This window comes from Isoptericola haloaureus (assembly GCF_036689775.1).
GTDB lineage: Bacteria > Actinomycetota > Actinomycetes > Actinomycetales > Cellulomonadaceae > Isoptericola > Isoptericola haloaureus.
The window spans coordinates 218,619-237,337 of the sequence record NZ_JBAGLP010000105.1; the positions used below are offsets into that span (position 1 = coordinate 218,619).

The 18,719-nt window shown below is 72.9% G+C and carries 12 protein-coding genes; 3 read left to right on the forward strand and 9 right to left on the reverse strand.

Annotated features, from left to right (window positions below):
• Nucleotides 1-48: 48 nt before the first annotated feature.
• Genes V5O49_RS02980 through V5O49_RS02995 form a run of 4 tightly spaced genes read right to left on the reverse strand, consistent with a single transcriptional unit; the run spans nt 49 to nt 6,448 of the window.
• The gene (locus V5O49_RS02980) at nt 49-1,923 is read right to left on the reverse strand and encodes a protein kinase family protein (protein ID WP_332900924.1); all 1,875 of its coding nucleotides are present in this window, start codon (nt 1,921-1,923) and stop codon (nt 49-51) included.
• A gap of 58 nt (nt 1,924-1,981) precedes the next feature.
• On the reverse strand, nt 1,982-3,718 hold the full coding sequence (murJ, locus tag V5O49_RS02985) for a murein biosynthesis integral membrane protein MurJ (RefSeq protein ID WP_332900925.1): 1,737 nt from the start codon (nt 3,716-3,718) through the stop codon (nt 1,982-1,984).
• Complete coding sequence (locus V5O49_RS02990) at nt 3,715-5,835, reverse strand: DUF6049 family protein (RefSeq protein ID WP_332900926.1); 2,121 nt, start codon at nt 5,833-5,835, stop codon at nt 3,715-3,717. The genes murJ and V5O49_RS02990 overlap by 4 nt, the downstream gene beginning before the upstream one ends.
• A gap of 10 nt (nt 5,836-5,845) precedes the next feature.
• Complete coding sequence (locus tag V5O49_RS02995; RefSeq protein WP_278235887.1) at nt 5,846-6,448, reverse strand: NUDIX hydrolase; 603 nt, start codon at nt 6,446-6,448, stop codon at nt 5,846-5,848.
• Between the two features lie 194 nt (nt 6,449-6,642).
• On the opposite strand from V5O49_RS02995, the gene V5O49_RS03000 reads away from it, so the two are divergent.
• On the forward strand, nt 6,643-8,070 hold the full coding sequence (locus tag V5O49_RS03000; RefSeq protein ID WP_332900988.1) for a CCA tRNA nucleotidyltransferase: 1,428 nt from the start codon (nt 6,643-6,645) through the stop codon (nt 8,068-8,070).
• Here the strand turns inward: V5O49_RS03000 and V5O49_RS03005 are convergent.
• From V5O49_RS03005 to V5O49_RS03025, 5 genes are all read right to left on the reverse strand, one after another.
• Complete coding sequence (locus V5O49_RS03005) at nt 8,040-10,253, reverse strand: SpoIIE family protein phosphatase (RefSeq protein ID WP_332900927.1); 2,214 nt, start codon at nt 10,251-10,253, stop codon at nt 8,040-8,042. The genes V5O49_RS03000 and V5O49_RS03005 overlap by 31 nt on opposite strands.
• A gap of 149 nt (nt 10,254-10,402) precedes the next feature.
• Nucleotides 10,403-11,899, reverse strand: a complete 1,497-nt coding sequence (locus V5O49_RS03010; protein WP_332900928.1) for an MDR family MFS transporter — start codon at nt 11,897-11,899, stop codon at nt 10,403-10,405.
• A 168-nt stretch (nt 11,900-12,067) separates the two neighbouring features.
• Nucleotides 12,068-13,420 (reverse strand): MFS transporter, encoded by a 1,353-nt coding sequence (locus V5O49_RS03015; RefSeq protein ID WP_332900929.1) that lies wholly within the window; start codon nt 13,418-13,420, stop codon nt 12,068-12,070.
• Nucleotides 13,421-13,660: 240 nt separating this feature from the next.
• Nucleotides 13,661-14,752, reverse strand: coding sequence for an inositol-3-phosphate synthase (locus V5O49_RS03020; protein ID WP_332900930.1), 1,092 nt, complete (start codon nt 14,750-14,752; stop codon nt 13,661-13,663).
• Nucleotides 14,749-15,417 (reverse strand): PadR family transcriptional regulator, encoded by a 669-nt coding sequence (locus V5O49_RS03025; RefSeq protein ID WP_332900931.1) that lies wholly within the window; start codon nt 15,415-15,417, stop codon nt 14,749-14,751. The genes V5O49_RS03020 and V5O49_RS03025 overlap by 4 nt, the downstream gene beginning before the upstream one ends.
• A 310-nt stretch (nt 15,418-15,727) precedes the next feature.
• On the opposite strand from V5O49_RS03025, the gene V5O49_RS03030 reads away from it, so the two are divergent.
• Both V5O49_RS03030 and rpsF read left to right on the forward strand, forming a co-directional pair.
• Nucleotides 15,728-18,247 (forward strand): transglycosylase domain-containing protein, encoded by a 2,520-nt coding sequence (locus V5O49_RS03030; RefSeq protein WP_332900932.1) that lies wholly within the window; start codon nt 15,728-15,730, stop codon nt 18,245-18,247.
• 173 nt (nt 18,248-18,420) lie between these two features.
• Nucleotides 18,421-18,711, forward strand: coding sequence for a 30S ribosomal protein S6 (gene rpsF, locus V5O49_RS03035; RefSeq protein WP_278235880.1), 291 nt, complete (start codon nt 18,421-18,423; stop codon nt 18,709-18,711).
• The last annotated feature ends 8 nt before the right edge of the window (nt 18,712-18,719 follow it).

Here is an 18,719-nt window from a genome sequence, read left to right on the forward strand (position 1 = left end):
CCGGCACCTGGTGGCAACGTCGTGGACCGGCCCCGGCATTCCGAGGGGTCAGGACACGGTGATCTCGTTGAGCTCGAGACGGAACTCGCCCGCCGACGTCGGCAGCTCCGTCGTCCACAGCACGAAGCCGTCCATGACGACGGGCTCGTCGAGCTCGATGACGGTGTCGGGCGAGTAGGAGCCCGAGGCGAGCACCTCACCGCCCTCGGGGTCGTCGGCGGTGACGCGACGCAGCTCCCAGGACCCGCCCTCGCTGTTCGTGTTCAGCTCGACCTCGGTGACGGGGGCGGGCTCGCGCAGCTCGACCTCGTAGCCGAGGCCCTCCTTGAAGCCGCCGAAGACCGGGTCGTTCTGGTACGTGTACGTGTGCCAGAACGTCGAGGGGTCGGAGTCGTAGGCGAACTCGACCTTCTCGGGCTTCTCGCCGTTGCCGAGCGGGTCGATCTCGCTGCCCGCCTCGATGATCGGGCGGACCTCGGGGCTCTCCTCCTCGGTCGGCTCCGGCTCGCCGGACTCCTCGCCGGACTGCTCGCCGCTGCCCTCGCTCGGGTCAGCGGTCGGGGTCTGCGAGGCCTCGGCGGCCGGCGGCGGGCTCGTGTCGAACGGGCTGAGCGCCTGGCCGACGGCCCACACGGCGGCGATCACCACGCCGACGAGGATGAGTGCCAGCACGATCGGGGTGGGGTTCACGCCGCGTCGCTTCGGTGCCGCCGTCGAGCCGAACGAACCCGTGGCCGGGCTCGCACCGGACGGCGGCGCCCCGGTCGCGGCGGCCGGTGCGTACCCGGGGCCCGGAGGCGGCGGAGGCACCTGACCGGGAGCCTGTCCCGGTGCGGCCGGGGGGGCCTGCTGTCCGTAGGCAGCCTGCTGACCGTAGGGGGCCTGCTGCCCGTACCCGGGCGCGGGCGCGCTCGGGTAGCCGCCGTTGGCGGCGTAGGCGGCGCCGGCTGCGGCGCCGGCCGTCCCGACGGCGGCGCCCCGGGCGATGCGCCCGGTGGACGGCCGACGGACCGGAGGCGCCGGCGGCGGTGTGCCGGGCAGGCTCTCGGCACCGGCCGGGCTGCCCGCGCCGAGCACGGAGGACCGGACCGGGCGTTCCGGCGTCGGCTGGACGAACTGCGGCAGCGATCCCAGCACGGAGACCTGGCCCCACGGCTCGAGGGCGGCGACGACGTCGCCGGGCCCCTCCGGCGCCCCGCCACCGGTCCCGAAGGTGCGGCGCACGAGGTCGTCGATCTGTTCGTCGACGTGCGGCACGAGCTCGGACACGGCCAGCACGCCGTCGGGCCCGGTCTGGGCGGGCAGAGGGCGGACGGCGTCCGGGGCGATCCAGTCCACGTCGAGGGGTTCGCCGGGCCACCGCGCCGTCAGCGCATAGTAGCCCAGGGCAACGACCCCGCGCGCGTCCCGGGCGGCGGCGTCGCTCTCCGTGGCCTCGACCCCGGCCAGACCGGCGTCGATCCCGAGGCCGGTGACCACGACGCGGTGGCCGTCCACCCGCACGGCCTCCGGGCGCAGGGCGAGGTGGTGCACTCCCCGCTGCCGAGCGGCCTCGAGGGCGGTGGCGGCCTCGCCCATCAGGGCGCGTGCCTGCTGGGCGTCGACCAGCCCGCGCGAGACGATGTGCGTCAGGGACTCACCGGCGTACGGCTCGGTGATGACGTAGGACTGCTCACCGGTCCCGAGGTCGGTGGTGCCGACGTCGAGCACGCGGCACAGCCGCGGGTCGGCCACCAGGGCGGCGCGCCGGGCGGCGTCCAGCGCGGCCGGTGCCTGCGGCCCCCCGACGAACGTGACGCGGACCGGACGGTCCAGGATCTGGTCGTGGGCGTCCCAGGCCTCCGCCGCCGCCAGGTCGGTGGCGGCGGGCTGGTTCAGCCGGTAACGGTCGACCATGACGGTCCCGGGCTGGGCGGTGGTCACCTGTCGGCCTCCGTGGGGGTGTGGGGTTCCTGCGGACCATGGTAGAGGGAGCGGCCCGTCATGCGGCGCCTCGGCGGAGTCGGCGGGTGATCGGCGCCAGGGCGTCGTCGAGCTCGCGCACCCGCATCAGCTTCAGCAGCCCGAGGTAGACGACGCCCATGACCAGTCCCGCGACCGCCGTCGCGAGCAGCGCGAACGGCCAGGAGGAGGAGGCCGAGGCGCCCATCAGGTGGATCGTCAGCCATCCCAGGCCGCCGGCCACGAGAGCGGCGAGCGACGCCCGGACGTAGAGCCGGAGCACCCGCGGGCCGTCCATGCCGTGCAGCTTGCGGTTCATGCCGCGGATCCGCAGCAGCAGCGAGATCCACGTCGCCAGCGCGAAGGAGCCGCCCGCCGCGATGGCCCAGGCCGAGAACGGCAGCGTCTGGGTCGCGACGAACAGCCCGGCCACGAGCGCGACGGTGGCGATCACCTGGATGACGAAGATGCTGCGCCCGTCCTCGAAGGCGAAGTACATGCGGCGCACGAGCACCGTGCCGCCGAGAGCGATCGTGCCGACGGCCATCGCCCGCAGGATCGGCGCGATCGCCTCGACCTCGATCTCGGAGGCCGACGGCAGCAGCGCCTTCGTCAACGGGAACGCGAGCACGACGAGCGCCGTGGCGGAGAACACGGAGAAGATGCCGGCCGAGCGCAGGCCCAGCGACATGTCCCGGCGCACGGCCGCCAGGTCGCCGGCGTTGACCGCGGCGCTCATCCGGGGGAACAGCACGGTGACGATGGAGACGACGACGAGCGAGTGCGGCAGCAGGTAGATCGACATCGCCTGGGTGTAGGCCGCCGGACCGCCGGCGACCTCGCCGAGGTCCTCGGCGAGCTGGCTGGCCGCGCCCGTGACGTTGGTGAGGTAGATGACGCCGAGCTGCTCGAGCACGACGGCGCCGATCGTCCACCCGACGACCTTGCCGGCGGACCGCAGCCCGATGCCGCGCAGGCCGAGCCGGAACCCCCACCGGAACCCCGCCTTGCGCAGGGCCGGCACGAGGATCGCCGACTGCGCGGCGATGCCGAGGGTCGCGGTGCCCGCCAGCAGGAGCGTCTGCTGGGTCGTCCACGCCTCGACGTCGCCCAGGCCGGCGGCGGGTGCCTGCCCGAACAGCAGGATGAACGCCCCGAACCCCAGGATCGACACGACGTTGTTGGCCACCGGCGCCCAGCCGTAGGCCGCGAACCGGCCGTGCGCGCTGAGCACCTGGCCCAGCAGCGTGTACAGGCCGTAGAAGAACAGCTGCGGCAGGCACCAGTAGGCGAACACCACGGCGAGCTGACGGGCCTCCGGGGTCCACGCGTCGCTCAGCGTCATCAGGTGCACGACCAGCGGCGCGGCGGCCACCAGGACGATCGTCCCGGACAGCAGTCCCAGCCCGGAGATCGTGAGCAGCTTGTCGAGCCGTTCGCGCGCGTTGCGCGCCGACATCGCCTTCATGATCTGGGGCACCAGCACCGACTGCAGGAAGCCCGCCGAGATCAGCGCGAACAGCATGTTGGGCAGCTTGTTCGCGATGTCGAACGCGTTGGCCACGGTGCCGACGGCGCCCACGGCACCGACCAGCAGCATCGTGCGCACCAGACCGGAGGCCCGCGAGGCCGCGGTGCCCAGCGACATCGCGAGCGACCCCCTGCCCAGGCTGGCCTTGCGCACACCCTGCGGGTCCGCCGTCGACCCGGACGCGGTCTCGTCCGGCCCGGCCGGACCGGCCCCGGGGGTCCCCGGCTCGGGGGGATCGGTGGTCATGACTCGGTGTCCTCCGGAGAAGCGTCCTGGGATGGCACGGTGCGGGGCCGGTCGGTCGGCACGGCGGACTCCGCCACCTGCTCGCCGGTGGTGCGCCGGTCGGAGCGTCCGCGGCGCACCGTGCGCCAGATGCCGGTGAGGAACAGCAGGCCGACCCCCGCCGCGATCACCGCCGTCCCGACGGTCTCCCACCCGGCCCGCACGCTCAGCGCGAACTCGGTCGGTGCGGTGACCTCCACGCCGCTGGGCGCGGTGACCTCCACGTCGAGGGTGACGTCACCGGAGCCGATGGCCCGCACCCGCACCTGCGCGTCGCGCGACTCGCCGGCGGGGACGACGATCTCCGGGACCGTCTCGACGACGAGCCGCGGGTCGTCGGGCCGCAGCCGGACGGTGACCCGGGCGTCCACCGGCAGCTCGTTCCGCACCCGCACGGGGAGGTCGCCGGCGTCGCTGATGAGCAGCACGTCCGCACGGTCCAGCACGCTGATGCCGGACTGCACCTGCCGGGCCCGGTCCTCGGCGAGACCGACGGCGACCGTCCGGGCCTCGACGTCGTCGCGGTAGGCCACCGACATCGGGGCGAACAGGTCACGGTCCACCCCCGCGGTCAGCGCGTCCGGGTCGGCCGCGACCGTGGCGAAGGCAGCGACGTCGTCGGAGGCCGCGACGAGGTCGCGGACCACGCCGGGGGCGAGCTCGGACTCGGCGACCGCCTCGTCGGCGACCTCGGCCGGCACGTCCTCGGCCGCGGGATCGGCCAGGGCGGCGGTGAGGTCGACGACCTCCACCCAGCTCTGCTCGGCGAGGGGGCCGAGCACGGCGTCGAAGGTCGCCACGTCCGGGGACCAGCCGCGGGGGAGGGCGGCCACGACGGCTGTCGCGTCCCCGGTCGCGGCCGCGTCCGCGGCGAGCACGGCGGTGTCGGCGAGCAGCTGCTGCACCGTGGCGGCCGGCTCGTCGACCGACCGCCCGCTGCCGGTCGCGGACCCGAGCACCGCGCCGAGGACGGGGTCCGCCGCCGCGAGGGGTACCTGCCCTCCGGCAGCCGTCGCCGCACCGACCCCGCCGACGGCGTCGTCCGGGAGCGTCGCCCCCTCGGCGGCCACGACCGCGCCGGCACCGGCCCGCGCGGCCGTCGCGAGCGTCGGTGCGTCCACCGCGCCGGCGGGCCAGGCGACACGTGGCCCCCAGTCGTCCGCCGGTGACCACGACGCGGGCAGCGCGCCGCCGCCCTCGGCGATCTCGGCGACGGTGGAGGCGCCGGTGCCGGCGTGCGCCAGCGCGGCGAGATCGGGGTCGCCGACGGGCAGCGTCACGACGCCGGGCCCCCCGGTCCGCCGCAGCCGGTCCGCCCACGCGGTCGCGTCGTCGTCGGACGACTGCTCCGCGGCGGCGACGACGGCGGGGTCCACCGCGAGCGAGAGCGCCCCGACGGGGGACGTGGCCGCCGCGAGGAGCCGGTCGTACCGGGCGCCGGGCGCGGACCGGTCGACCACGGTGTCCGCGTAGTCCTCGGGCGCCGCCGGGTCGAAGACGGGGCCGGTCACGGGTGCGGCCACCGTCAGGGAGACCGGCGGCGGCGGTGCCTGGTCCGACGACGCCGCGCCGGTGCCCGGGTCGTAGAGGAGGAACGAGTGCAGCAGCTCGAGGGTGGTCGAGCCGTCCGCGACCCGCACGGACATCTGCCGCGGCCCCCAGGGTGCGGCCTCGCCGAGGCGGAGGGCCCGGACGTCGAGCGAGAGCGTGGTCTGCACCGACTCACCCGGTGGTACGGGGTCCAGCGGCTCGCGCAGCTGCGTGGCGGCCAGCCCGGACTCCCCGGCGGCCCACGAGGCCACGCCCGCACGGGTCGTCACGGGGCGCCACCCCACCCCCAGCTCCGCCGTCAGCCCCGTGAGCTCGGCGTCCGTGTCGTTCGTGACGCGGAGGGCGACCTGCTGGGTGTCGTCGGGTCCGACCACGACGGGGGCGATCCGGACGATCTCGGCGTGGACGTCCTCGTGCGCGGACGCCGGCACGGGCGAGACGAGCACCAGGGGCGCCGCCAGCAGCAGGGCGGACAGCAGCAGGAGCAGGACGCGGCTGCGGGCGCCCGTCGTGCGGGTGTCGGTCACGCGCTGGCCCTCACTCGACCAGGTCCGGGGTGCGGGTCAGGACCTGCAGGGCGGTCGTCGCCAGGCGCTGCTCGTTCGGGTAGGCCAGCCGGTCGGGCAGCTCCGTCAGCGGGATCCAGCGGGCGTCCTCCGCCTCGCCGTCGGGGTCCCCGGCGGCCGTGATGAGCCCGCCGTCGGCCCGCAGCAGGAAGTGGTGCACGACCTTGTGGACGCGGCGGTCCTCGCCGCTGAACCAGTAGTCGATGACGCCGAGGGTGCGGCGGACCGTCCCCTGGATCCCCGTCTCCTCGCGGATCTCGCGCACCGCGGCTTCCTCCGGCGTCTCGGCTCCTTCCAGGTGCCCCTTGGGCAGGCACATCTCGAGGCGACCGGCACGGTTGCGCCGCAGGATCACCGCCGCCCGGTGGCCCGAGACGTGCCGCTCGACCACGAGGCCCCCGGCCGAGGTCTCGTCGACCACGGGCAGGTGGCCGGTGCTCCCCACGGTGCTCGGCGCCGTCCGACGACGCAGGCGGGCCGGGTCGACCTTGAGCGGATGCCCGCCCGGAGGGACCGGCACCGGCACGGATCGGCGCTCCTCGGGAGCGCCGGGTGCCGGTACCGCAGATGACATGGGCCTACCCTACCGAGTTCACCCGCCGGTCCCGACGCCGCCGGTCGGGGCCCGCCCGCGCGGCGGCGGACGGCGTCGGCCCGGGACGGGTACGCGCCCGGCGGCGGGATCTGGGATGATGGACCGTCGTGTCGAACCCTGCCTCTCCCGCTCCCGCGGCGCTGCTGCGCCGGGCCCTCGGCGTGCTCGCGCAGATGGCGCCGGCCGCCGTCGAGCTCGGCGAGATCTTCTCCGCCGCCGGTCACGAGCTGTCCCTGGTCGGCGGCCCCGTCCGTGACGCCTTCCTCGGCCGGACCAGCGCCGACCTGGACTTCGCGACGTCCGCGACGCCCGACGAGACCCAGCGCCTGCTGGCCCGCTGGGGCGACGCGCACTGGGACATCGGCAAGGAGTTCGGCACCATCGGCGCCCGCCGGTTCGCCCGGGGGGCCGGTGACGGCGACGGCGAGCCCGCCGGCGACGTCGTGGTCGAGGTGACCACCTACCGCTCGGACTCCTACGACCCCGACTCGCGCAAGCCGGTCGTCGCCTTCGGCGACACGCTCGACGGTGACCTGTCCCGACGGGACTTCACCGTCAACGCGATGGCGGTGCGGCTGCCGGACCTGACGTTCGTCGACCCGTTCGGCGGGCTGACCGACCTCGCCGAGCAGGTGCTGCGCACACCGATCGAGCCCGAGCGCTCGTTCGACGACGACCCGCTGCGCATGCTGCGCGCCGCGCGCTTCGCCGCCCAGCTCGGCTTCACCGTCGAGCCCGCCACGCGCGCCGCCATCGACGCGATGGCGGGCCGGCTCGAGATCGTGTCCGCCGAGCGGGTCCAGGCCGAGCTGTCCAAGCTGCTCTGCGCCGACCGCCCGCGCGCCGGGCTCCAGGTGCTGGTCGACACCGGCATGGCCGACCACGTCCTGCCCGAGCTGCCGGCCCTGCGTCTGGAGATCGACGAGCACCACCGGCACAAGGACGTCTACGAGCACTCCCTCATCGTGCTCGACCAGGCGATCGCCCAGGAGACCGGCCCGGACGGCGCCGTGCCCGGCCCCGACCTGGTGCTGCGGCTCGCGGCGCTGCTGCACGACATCGGCAAGCCCGCCACGCGCCGGTTCGAGCCGGGCGGCGGCGTCAGCTTCCACCACCACGAGGTCGTCGGCGCGAAGATGACGGCCAAGCGGCTGCGTGCCCTGAAGTACGAGAAGCAGGTCGTCAAGGACGTCTCCCGGCTCGTCGAGCTGCACCTGCGGTTCCACGGGTACGGCGACGGTGCGTGGACCGACTCCGCCGTCCGCCGCTACGTCACCGACGCCGGCCCGCTGCTGGAACGGCTGCACCGGCTCACCCGGGCCGACTGCACCACCCGGAACCGGCGCAAGGCCAAGCGGCTCGCGGACGCCTACACCGACCTCGAGGAGCGGATCGCCCGGCTGCGCGAGCAGGAGGAGATCGACTCGATCCGGCCCGACCTCGACGGCACGCAGATCATGGAGATCCTGGGGGTCGGACCGGGACCGGTCGTCGGTCAGGCCTACCGCCACCTGCTGGGCCTGCGCATGGAGCACGGGCCGCTGGGCGCGGAGCGCGCCACCGCGGAGCTTCAGTCCTGGTGGGCCGGCCGGCAGGACTGACCAGGCGCCCGGCGGGAGCCGGTGCGGTCCTCGCCCGGGTCGACGAGCTCCACGTCGGCCTCGCCCGACGACCGCGTCGGGATGTTGCGCACCACGAGGATGCACGTGTCGTCCTCCTGGGTGCCGTCGGCGCAGGCCTCGACGATCGCGTCGCGGATCCCGGCCGCGTCCAGGTCCGGGTCGACCTCGCCCGCGCACCACAGGAGCTCGGCGAGCTGGGTGCGCAGGGACCGGTCGCGTCGTTCGATCAGCCCGTCGGTGAACAGCACCAGGGAGTCGCCCGGGTGCAGCACCGTCGAGGCCTCCGGCACCGTCTCGGTCAGCAGCGGTGCCCCGACGGGGGTGGTGAGCGCCCCCTCGAGCTTCTCGACCTCGCCGCGCGAGTGCAGCAGCAGCGGGGCGTGGTGCCCGGCACGGGTGTAGGTGATCCGGCGGTTCCCGGCGTCGTCCGGCGGATCGAGGATCGCGAAGACGCACGTGGCCATGTCGGCCATCTGCAGGCCGCGCACGAGGTCGTCGATCCCGCCGACGACCTCGTGGGCCGACAGTCCTGACCAGGCCTCGGAGCGCAGGACGGACCGCAGCTGACCCATCGACGCGGCGGCCCGGATGTCGTGCCCGACGACGTCGCCGACGGACATCGCGACCCGCCCGTCCGGCAGCGGCACGACGTCGTACCAGTCGCCGCCGACGTCGGCACCGACGGAGGCCGGTTCGTACAGCGCGGCGCAGTCCAGTCCGGGGGCCTCGACGATCTCGGGGAGCATGCTGTGCTGCAGGGTGAGTGCGGTCTGCTGCTCGCGGCGGTACAGCCGGGCGTTGTCCAGCGCCAGGCCCGACCGGGCGCCCAGGGCCACGATGTCGCGGGCGTCGGCGGGCGGGAAGGCGGTGGCGACGTCGGTGTTGTCGCTGACCACGATGAGCACGCCGATGTCGCCGGCGCGGCCGCGCAGCGGGACGACCATCGCCGACCCGAGGCCGAGCCGGCGCAGCGCGGCGAGCTCCGCGGGGTCCGTGCGCGCCGGGAGCGAGTCGACGTCGACGGGGAACGGCTCGGAGATCTCGTCGGTCCCGGTCTGCAGCACCTTCAGGACCGTCGGTGACTCCACGATCCAGCGGTGAGACCGCTCGAGGGCGCTGATGTCGTCGGCCCGCTGCGGGTCCCGGGCCGCGGCGTGGACGATCCGCGGCGCTCCGGACTCGTCGACGAGGAGCACGGCGCACCAGCTCCCGAAGTGCGGGGCCACGAGCGCCGGCAGCACGGCAGCGCCCGACTCCTCGTCGAACAGGTCGACGAGCTCCTGGGTGATCGAGGCGAGCAGCCGCAGGCGGTCGGTCTGCCGGTTCGCGGCGTCGAGCTCGAGGGCCTGGAGCCGGTCGGAGTGCACCCGGTCGGTCACGTCGGTCTGGATGCCCACGTGGTGGGTGACGTTGCCCTCGTCGTCGTGGATGGGGGAGACGACCACCTGGTTCCAGAACGGCGTGCCGTCCTTGCGGTAGTTCAGCAGGGTCTCGCCGACCGCCTCGCCCGCCTCCAGCGCGGCGCGGATCCGGTCCACCGTGTCGCGGTCGGTGCCCTCGCCCTGCAGGAACCGGCAGTTGTGGCCCAGCACGTCGTCGGTCGTGTAGCCGGTGACGCGGCAGAACGCCGGGTTGACCCAGATCAGCGGGTCGTCGGGCAGCGACGGGTCGGAGATGGTGAAGCTGAGGTGGCTGGCCACGGCCGCGCGCCGCTGCAGACCGTCGAACTCGCTGGCCGGGACCGCCTCCGTCAGGCCGGTGCCGGGCAGCAGCACCAGCATCGCCCGGTTCGCCAGCGTGCCGGGGGCACCGGCGAGCGGGACGCCGACGGCCCACAGGTCGTCCGGGGTGTTGTGCCGCGCCGAGAGGACCGCGACGCCGGAGCTGCCGTCGACGGCGCCGGCGAGGGCCTCGCTGGCCGTGGTCTCCCCGCCCTGCACCGACAGGCCCGCCGCTGCGCACCAGGCGCTCAACGAGGTCGGCAGCTCCAGGCCGCCGACCATGCGGGCCCCGACGGGGTTGGTGTCGACGATGTCGTGGGTCCTGGTGTCGACCAGGAGCACGGCACCGCCGGTCACGACCTTCTCGGGGTCGTGGACCGCGGGAAGCAGGTCGCGAGCGAGCGTGGTGATGTCGGTCGGCGACGACGGTGACTGTGGCATGCCCTGACCCTTCCCCCAACGTTCCACCGGGACGTCGTCGGACGATCCGGAGAACCATATGATGCGGCGCACCGGACCCGCCTGTCCACAGGACGGTCCTGTGGCAGGGCGGGGTGGGACGCGTGTCACCCGCGGTCGACCCGGCGTCCTCAGTGCGCGGCGGGCGTCTCCGAGGTCGTCGCCTCCGCCTTGCGCAGCCGCGTGGCCAGCAGCACCGCACCGATCATCACCACGGCGGCCACCCCGAAGGAGAGTCGCGCACCGCCGGCCGTCGCGACCGCCTCGGTGGCGCCGTCGTCCAGCAGGGCGACGGAACGGAGCGTGAGCAGCGCGACGAACATCGCGGTCCCGGCCGCCCCGGCGAGCTGCTGCAGCGTGGTGATCGTCGCCGACCCGTGCGAGTACAGCCGCGGCGGCAGACCACCGAGCGCCGAGGTGAGGGTCGGCGTGAACACGCAGGCCAGGCCCAGGCTGAGCACGATGTGGCCCGTCATCACCCACCAGATCGGCGAGGACGGCGTCAGCGTCGCGAACAGGACCATCGCGACCCCGACGGCGGACACCCCGGGCAGCACGAGCGGGCGCGGGCCGACGCGGTCGTACATCCGGCCCACGACCGGTCCGAGCAGACCCATGAGCAGACCGCCGGGCAGCATCACCAGGCCGCTGGCCAGCGGTGCGAGCCCGATGGCCTCCTGCAGCACCAGCGGCAGGCCGATGATCATGCCGAACATCGCGATCATCGCGACGACGAGCACGCTCAGGCCGGCGGGGAACCCGGGGGCGCGGAAGACGCGCAGGTCGAGCAGGGCGTCGTCGGTGCGCTGCAGGCGCAGCTGACGCCACACGAACAGTCCGAGGAAGGCCAGGCCGCCGACGATCGGGACCGCGGGGGAGACCGGCGGGGCGTGCCGCGCGGCCTCGCCCAGCGCCGAGAGGCCGTAGACCAGGCCGCCGAAGGCGAGACCCGCCAGGACGACGGACAGGGCGTCGAGGTGCTTGCGGGACCGCTCGGCGACGTCACGGACCAGGAACAGGCCGATGCCGAGGCCGAGCAGCGCGATCGGCAGCATGACCCAGAAGACCTCGCGCCAGCCCAGGGCGTTGACCACGGCGCCGGACATGGTCGGGCCCAGCGCGGGGGCGACGGCGATGACCAGCGACACGTTGCCCATGACGCGACCGCGGTGGTGCGGGGGCACGATCGTCATGACGGTGGTCATGAGCAGGGGCAGCATGACGGCCGTGCCGGAGGCCTGCACCACGCGGGCGGCCACGAGCAGCCCGAACACCGGGGCCAGACCGGCCAGCAGGGTGCCCAGGGTGAACAGCGACATGCCCAGGACGAACGCGTTCCGGGTGCCGACCCGCTGCAGCAGCCACCCCGTGGTGGGGATGACGACGGCCATGGTCAGCAGGAAGGCGGTGGTCAGCCACTGCCCGGCGGACGGCTCGATGTCGAACTCGTCCATGACGGCGGGCAGCGCCACGCCCATGGTCGTCTCGTTGAGGATGACGATGAACGCCGACACCATCAGCAGCGCGATGACGCCGAGGTGCTCGCGCGACAGCTTGTCGGTGTCGCGGGCGGAGACGTCGTCGTGGGGCGCTCCGCCGGGCGGCGCCTCGGTGGTGCGTGCGGACATGACCCCTCCCGGTGGTTCGCATCGATTGTTGTCGACCGCGGGCGGCGCTGCGCACGGACTGACCCGTCAACTCAAGGCACTACCAGCCTGCGATATTCCCTCGCCCGGGGCGACTTGTTTTCTGCCCGGAACTCATCGGTCGGCGCCGTGGCCGGTCCCGTGGCCGGCTCAGCGGTCGACCGGGCGGTCGACCCGGGCCGGATCTCCCGAGAGGTGCACGGGCGCCGGGTGCCGGGCACCCGTGAGGCCGAGCACCGCCGCGACAGCCACGTAGGCCAGCGCGAGGGCGACGAACAGGCCGCGCGACCAGCCGTCGTCGGGCACGGCCCACGCGGCGAGCAGCGCCGCACCGACGAACGCGGCGTTGTAGAGCACGTCGAAGAACGCGAACGCGCGGCCGCGGATGTCGTCGTGGGTGTCGCGCTGCACGATCGTGTCGACGGCGATCTTGGCGCTCTGCGCAGCGAGGCCGAGCAGCCCGGCCCCGAGGAAGATGACCGTGCGTGCCGGCGTCGTGGCCAGCAGGAGCTGGGAGGCCGCGGCGAGCAGCAGCATGCACACGATCCAGCCCTGCGGACCGGTGAGCCGGGAGAACACCGGGGTGACGACGACGGCGGCCGCCCCGCCGACCGCCGTCGCGGCCAGCACGAGGGCAAAGTTGGCCAGGCCGGCCGTGGTGTCGCCCGGGTCGGCCAGCAGGTTGCGGGAGATGAGGATCGCCGCGATGAAGACCACGCCGTACAGGAACCGGTGGGCTCCCATGACCAGCAGCGCCTGACCCGGGGTCCGGCGGGCCGTGAGGTAGCGGGCACCGTCGACCAGACCGCGCGCGACGGCGGCGAGCTCGGCGGCGAGGTGGCCGCGGGCGGGGTGCTCCGGACCGAGCTGGTCGCGTCCCAGCCGCAGCGCGAGCAGCCCGGCGACGCCGAAGACGACGGCGGCGCACACCAGCGCGGCGGCGTCGTGGATCCGCCCGGGCGGGATGCCGAGACCCAGGACCAGACCGATGCCGCCGCCGAGGAACACGGCGCCCGCGCCGAGGGTCGGGGTCAGGGAGTTCGCCGTGAGCAGGTAGGGGCCCGCCACGACGCGGGGGAGACCCGCGCTGAGAGCGGCGAGCAGGAACCGGTTGACGCTCAGGGCGAGCAGGCCCAGGACGATCACCCACACGTCGCCGCTGCCGCCGAGTCCGACGGTCAGCATGATCGCCGCCATCGCACCGGTGATGAGCAGCCGCAGGGCGTTGCCGTAGGCGAGCACCTGACGGCGTCGCCACCGGTCCAGGAAGACGCCGGCGAACGGGCCGACGATCGTGAACGGGGCGAGCATCACCGCGAAGGCGCTCGCGACGCCGGCGGCCGTCCCGGCCCGCTCCGGGGAGAAGAACAGCAGGGAGGCGAGCCCGACCTGGAACATGCCGTCGCCGGCCTGGGAGACGAGCCGCACCGCGAACAGCCGGCGGAACCCCTGCAGGCGCAGCAGCGCGCGCAGGTCGTGCCAGGTCTCGCCCAGTGCTCCCACCGCTGTTCCGTCCTTGTCCCGAGGTAGGCCCGATCCGGCCGAGGTAGGCAACCTTCCGCTGAGGTAGGCAACCTTCCGCCGAGGTAGGCAAGATCCGGCCGAGGTAGGCAAGATCCGGCCGAGGGAGGCGGACCGACCGGTCCGACGACCCGCGGCAACCGGCGCCCGTGACGGTCAGTCTGCCTACCTGGTGGGGAAGTTGCCTACCTCGGCGAGAAGTTGCCTACCTCGCGGGGCTGGTCAGCGCTCCACGTCGCCGGTGATGAAGGCCTCGAGCTGGGCGCGGCCCTGCGTGTCCTCCATCTGGACCGGCGGGGACTTCATGAAGTAGGTCGACGCCGACAGGATCGGGCCGCCGATGCCGCGGTCCTTGGCGATCTTCGCCGCGCGGATGGCGTCGATGATGATGCCGGCCGAGTTGGGGGAGTCCCAGACCTCGAGCTTGTACTCCATGTTCAGCGGCGCCTCGCCGAACGCGCGGCCCTCGAGGCGCACGTAGGCCCACTTGCGGTCGTCGAGCCAGGCGACGTAGTCCGACGGGCCGATGTGGACGTTGCGGTCGTCCTTCTTCCCGGCCAGCGGGCCCTCCAGGTTGGAGGTCACGGCCTGGGTCTTGGAGACCTTCTTCGACTCGAGACGGTCGCGCTGCAGCATGTTCTTGAAGTCCATGTTGCCGCCGACGTTCAGCTGGTACGTGCGGTCCAGGATGACGCCGCGCTGCTCGAAGAGCTTCGCGAGCACGCGGTGCGTGATGGTCGCGCCGACCTGGGACTTGATGTCGTCGCCGACGATCGGCACACCGGCGTCCTCGAACTTCTTCGCCCACTCGGGGTCCGAGGCGATGAAGACCGGCAGGGCGTTGACGAAGGCCACGCCCGCGTCGATGGCGCACTGCGCGTAGAACTTGTCGGCCTCCTCGGAGCCCACCGGCAGGTAGGAGACGAGGACGTCGACGTTCGCGTCCTTGAGCGCCTGCACGACGTCGACCGGCTCGTCGGCCGCCTCGTCGATGGTCGCGGCGTAGTAGTCGCCGAGGCCGTCGAGGGTCGGGCCGCGCTGGACCATGACGCCCGTGGGCGGCACGTCCGCGATCTTGATCGTGTTGTTCTCCGAGGCGATGATCGCCTCGGCCAGGTCGAAGCCGACCTTCTTCGCGTCGACGTCGAACGCCGCCACGAACTCGAGGTCGCTCACGTGGTAGTCGCCGAACTGCACGTGCATGAGACCCGGGACGGTGTCGGCCGGGTCGGCGTCGCGGTAGTAGTGCACACCCTGGACCAGGGACGATGCACAGTTTCCGACACCGACGATGGCAACGCGGACGGAGGTCATCCTCGCTCCTTGTTTCTCGGGGCCGGGGCGTGGTGCGCCCCGGCGTCGTGGTCGCGGTCGCGGCCGCTGACGCGGTCGCGCTCGGTCGTGATGAGCCCGTCGAGCCAGCGCACCTCGCGCTCGACCTGCTCCAGTCCGTGCCGCTGCAACTCGAGAGTGTACTCGTCGAGCCGTTCGCGGGTCCGGGCTGCGGACTCCCGGACCGCCTCCAGGCGCTCGGTCAGCCGGGTGCGCCGGCCCTCGAGGATGCGGAGGCGGGTCTCGGCGTCAGTCTGCGCGAACAACGCGAACCGGACGTCGAAGCTCTCGTCCTCCCAGGCCGAGGGGCCGGAGGAGGCGAGAGTGGTCTGGAGGTGTTCCTTGCCCTCGGGCGTGAGGCGATAGACGATCCGGCCCCGCCGCCCCGTGAGCGGCTTGGTGCCCGACGACGGTCGTCCCGTCGCGCCGGTCGCGCCGGGACGGGACGTGGCCGGGTCGGGGTCGACCGTCTCGATCAGCCCGCGCCCGACCAGGGACTTCAGGGCCGGGTAGAGGCTGCCGTAGGAGAAGGCGCGGAACGAACCCAGGAGCAGGTTGAGCCTCTTGCGCAGCTCGTAGCCGTGCAGCGGGGCGGAGCTGAGCAGGCCCAGGACGGCCGTCTCGAGAACGTTCGAGCGACTACGCACCCGTGCTCTCCCTCCCGTGCCGACGGCACCTCTCATGACGTTGTATCGAGTCGATACATCATAAGGATAGGACGCGCGTGAGAGCCGGGCAATCGGTGCGTTGCGCGTCACGTCGTCCGCGGTCGCGGAGCGGAATGTGAAGGGCTCGTGGAGCACGGGGCAGGGCTCTGGGGACGACCGGCGCACAAACGGTTGCGTCGCGCGCCTTTCTGCCCATGCCGTGCGGCGTATCCCCTAGTGTGCGGTGGGGTTCCTCGTGTCCGCAGGGGGCGGAACAGGGACGAGGACATCGCACTTCGAAAGGGTGGACGTGGCGAGCACACGCAACCGTCGCTTCTGGAACTATCCGCGCCGGGGCAAGGGCCTCGTGCAGCGGTGGCTGCCGTCGTGGCGCATCGTCCTCGGCGCGGCGCTCACGTTCGCCGCGCTCGGCGCCGGGGTGTTCTTCGCCGCGTGGACCTCCACCGCGATCCCGGAGAACCTCGACGACGTCGACCACCAGGCCACGACGGTCTACTACGCCAACGGCAAGGAGATCGGGACGTTCTCGACCGTCAAGCGCGAGATCGTCGCCTACGAGGACCTGCCCTCGCACGTCGGCGACGCCGTCGTGGCGAGCGAGAACGCCTCGTTCTGGGAGGACCCGGGCGTCGACGTCATGGGTCTGGCACGGGCGATGTGGACGAACCTCACCACGGACTCCCGGCAGGGCGGCTCCACCCTGACCCAGCAGTACGTCGAGCGCTACTACCTGGGACAGACGACCGACATCGCCGGCAAGGCCCGCGAGGCGATCATCTCGCTGAAGATCACGCGGGAGCAGCCCAAGGAGCTGGTGCTGGAGCGCTACCTCAACACGATCTACTTCGGGCGCGGCGCCTACGGCGTGCAGGCAGCCGCCCAGGCGTACTTCGACAAGGACGCCGCGGACCTCACCTTCTCGGAGTCGGCGATGCTGTCGGGGATCATCCCCGCGCCCGTGCGATACGACCCGTCGGAGAACCTCGACATCGCGACCGCGCGGTGGGAGCGCAGCCTGAACCGGATGGCCGCCCAGGGGTACATCACCCAGGCCGAGGCCGACTCCGCCGAGTTCCCCGAGTTCGTGGAGAAGAGCTCCAGCGGCAACAGCCTCGGTGGCCAGAAGGGCTACATCATGGAGGCGGTCCGCAAGGAGCTCCTCGCCAGCGGGGAGTTCACGAAGGAGGACCTCGAGTCCCGGGGTCTGCAGATCCACACGACGATCAAGCCGAAGCTGCAGCGCAACGCGGCGAAGATCGTCCGGAACATGCCCGAGGGAGCGAACAAGAACGTCCGGGCGTCCTTGGTGTCGATCAACCCGGAGGACGGGGCGATCTGGGCGCTGTACGGGGGTCCGGACTACCTCAAGCAGCAGATGAACACGGCCACGGACGACGTCGTGCAGGCCGGTTCGACGTTCAAGCCCTTCACGCTCATCGGGGCGCTGGAGGAGGGTCGCCAGCTCACCGACCGGTACGACGGCAACTCGCCGAAGATCTTCCCCGAGGCCGACGACGGCCAGGACTGGACCGTCAACAACTTCGGCGGATACGACTACGGGGACCAGATCGACCTCGTCGAGGCGACCGCGCACTCGGTCAACACCGCCTACGCCGAGCTCAACATCGACGTCGGCCCCGCCAAGACCGCGGACGTCGCCCACCGGCTGGGGATCGGCGAGGGCGGGGAGAACCCGGTCGCCGCCAACAACTCGAACGTGCTCGGCACCGCCTCGATCTTCCCCCGCGACCTCGCCTCGGCGTACGCGACGATCGCGGGCGGGGGTTTCTACGTGCAGCCGCACGTCATCAAGAACGTCGAGCACATGGACGGCACCCTGCGCTGGGAGCCGGACACCTCGGCGCAGAAGCGGTTCGAGCGGGACGTGATCAACGCCGCGACCTACGCCATGACGCAGGTCGTCGAGGAGGGCTCCGGCCGGGCCGCGCTCGAGCTCACCGGGCCCGACGGGCAGCGCCGACCCGTGGCCGGCAAGACCGGTACGGCGCAGAACAACCGAACCGCGTGGTTCGCCGGCTTCACCCCGCAGCTGGCCACGGTGGTCAACCTGCGGCAGTACAAGACCGTCGATCTCGACGCGGGGATCATCAAGGACACGGTCCAGATCGACGACTTCGAGCCCTACGGCGAGATCACCGGCTCGACGTGGCCGGCGGACGCCTGGACCGACTTCATGCAGGTCGCGCTCGAGGGCAAGGACGTCGCGGAGTTCCCCGACTACACGCCGCCGCGGCCGACGTTCTCGCCGTCGCCGACCCCGAGCGAGACCACCCCGCAGTGGGTCGAGCTGCCGGACGACCTCATCGGCATGAACATCAACGAGGCCACGGCGCTGCTCCAGGGCCTGGGGCTCGACGTGGCCACCCAGGCGACCGAGAACGAGGCCGAGAAGGGCACCGTGGTGAACTTCTACGACCCGGGCGGTGCCGTGGAGTCCGGCTCGACGATCACGCTCTGGGTCTCGACCGGGGCGGTCGAGGAGCAGGAGCAGGTCGCGGTGCCGAACGTCGTCGGACAGCCCGCCGGGTCCGCCGAGAGCCAGCTCAACCGGGTCGGCCTCGGGGCGGAGGTCGTCCAGGAGCCCAACAACGAGATCCCGCGCGGTCAGGTGATCCGCACCGAGCCCGGTGCGGGCAGCGAGGTCGACCCGGGCACCACCGTGCGGATCGTGGTCTCGACCGGGCCGCAGCCGACGCAGGAGCCCACGCAGGAGCCGACGTCGGAGCCCACGCAGTCGCCGTCGCCCTCCAGCCCACCGGGCAACGGCAACGGCAACGGCAACGGGTGACCGACACCACGCGCCACCGAGCTTCGTCCGGGGTGCCCGCAGCGGGTATCCTGGTCGACTGGCCGTACCGCCGTCGTCCCCACCGGGGGCGGCAGGGCACGGCCGACGCACGCAAGAACCCTCCTGCCACGGAACGACCGTGGCCGCTGAGACCAGAGGAGGTGGGTTGACTCATGCGTCAGTACGAACTGATGGTGATCCTGGACCCGGAGGTCGAGGAGCGCTCCGTGGGCCCGACGCTGGACAAGCTGCTCAAGGTCATCACGACCGACGGCGGCAGCGTCGACAACGTGGACATCTGGGGTCGTCGCCGGATGGCCTACGACATCAACAAGCGCTCCGAGGGCATCTACGCCGTCGTGAACTACACCGCGACGCCGGACACCGCGAAGGAGCTGGACCGTCAGCTCGGCCTCAACGAGGGCGTGCTGCGGACCAAGACCCTCCGCGCCGTCGCTCACTGAGACCCGCT

Coding starts and splice junctions, on each gene's coding strand:
- murJ (WP_332900925.1), bottom strand. CDS start 3,718: ATGACCACCGATCCCCCCGAGCCGGGGACCCCCGGGGCCGGTCCGGCC.
- V5O49_RS02995 (WP_278235887.1), bottom strand. CDS start 6,448: ATGTCATCTGCGGTACCGGCACCCGGCGCTCCCGAGGAGCGCCGATCC.
- V5O49_RS03000 (WP_332900988.1), top strand. CDS start 6,643: ATGGCGCCGGCCGCCGTCGAGCTCGGCGAGATCTTCTCCGCCGCCGGT.
- V5O49_RS03005 (WP_332900927.1), bottom strand. CDS start 10,253: ATGCCACAGTCACCGTCGTCGCCGACCGACATCACCACGCTCGCTCGC.
- V5O49_RS03010 (WP_332900928.1), bottom strand. CDS start 11,899: ATGTCCGCACGCACCACCGAGGCGCCGCCCGGCGGAGCGCCCCACGAC.
- V5O49_RS03020 (WP_332900930.1), bottom strand. CDS start 14,752: ATGACCTCCGTCCGCGTTGCCATCGTCGGTGTCGGAAACTGTGCATCG.
- rpsF (WP_278235880.1), top strand. CDS start 18,421: ATGCGTCAGTACGAACTGATGGTGATCCTGGACCCGGAGGTCGAGGAG.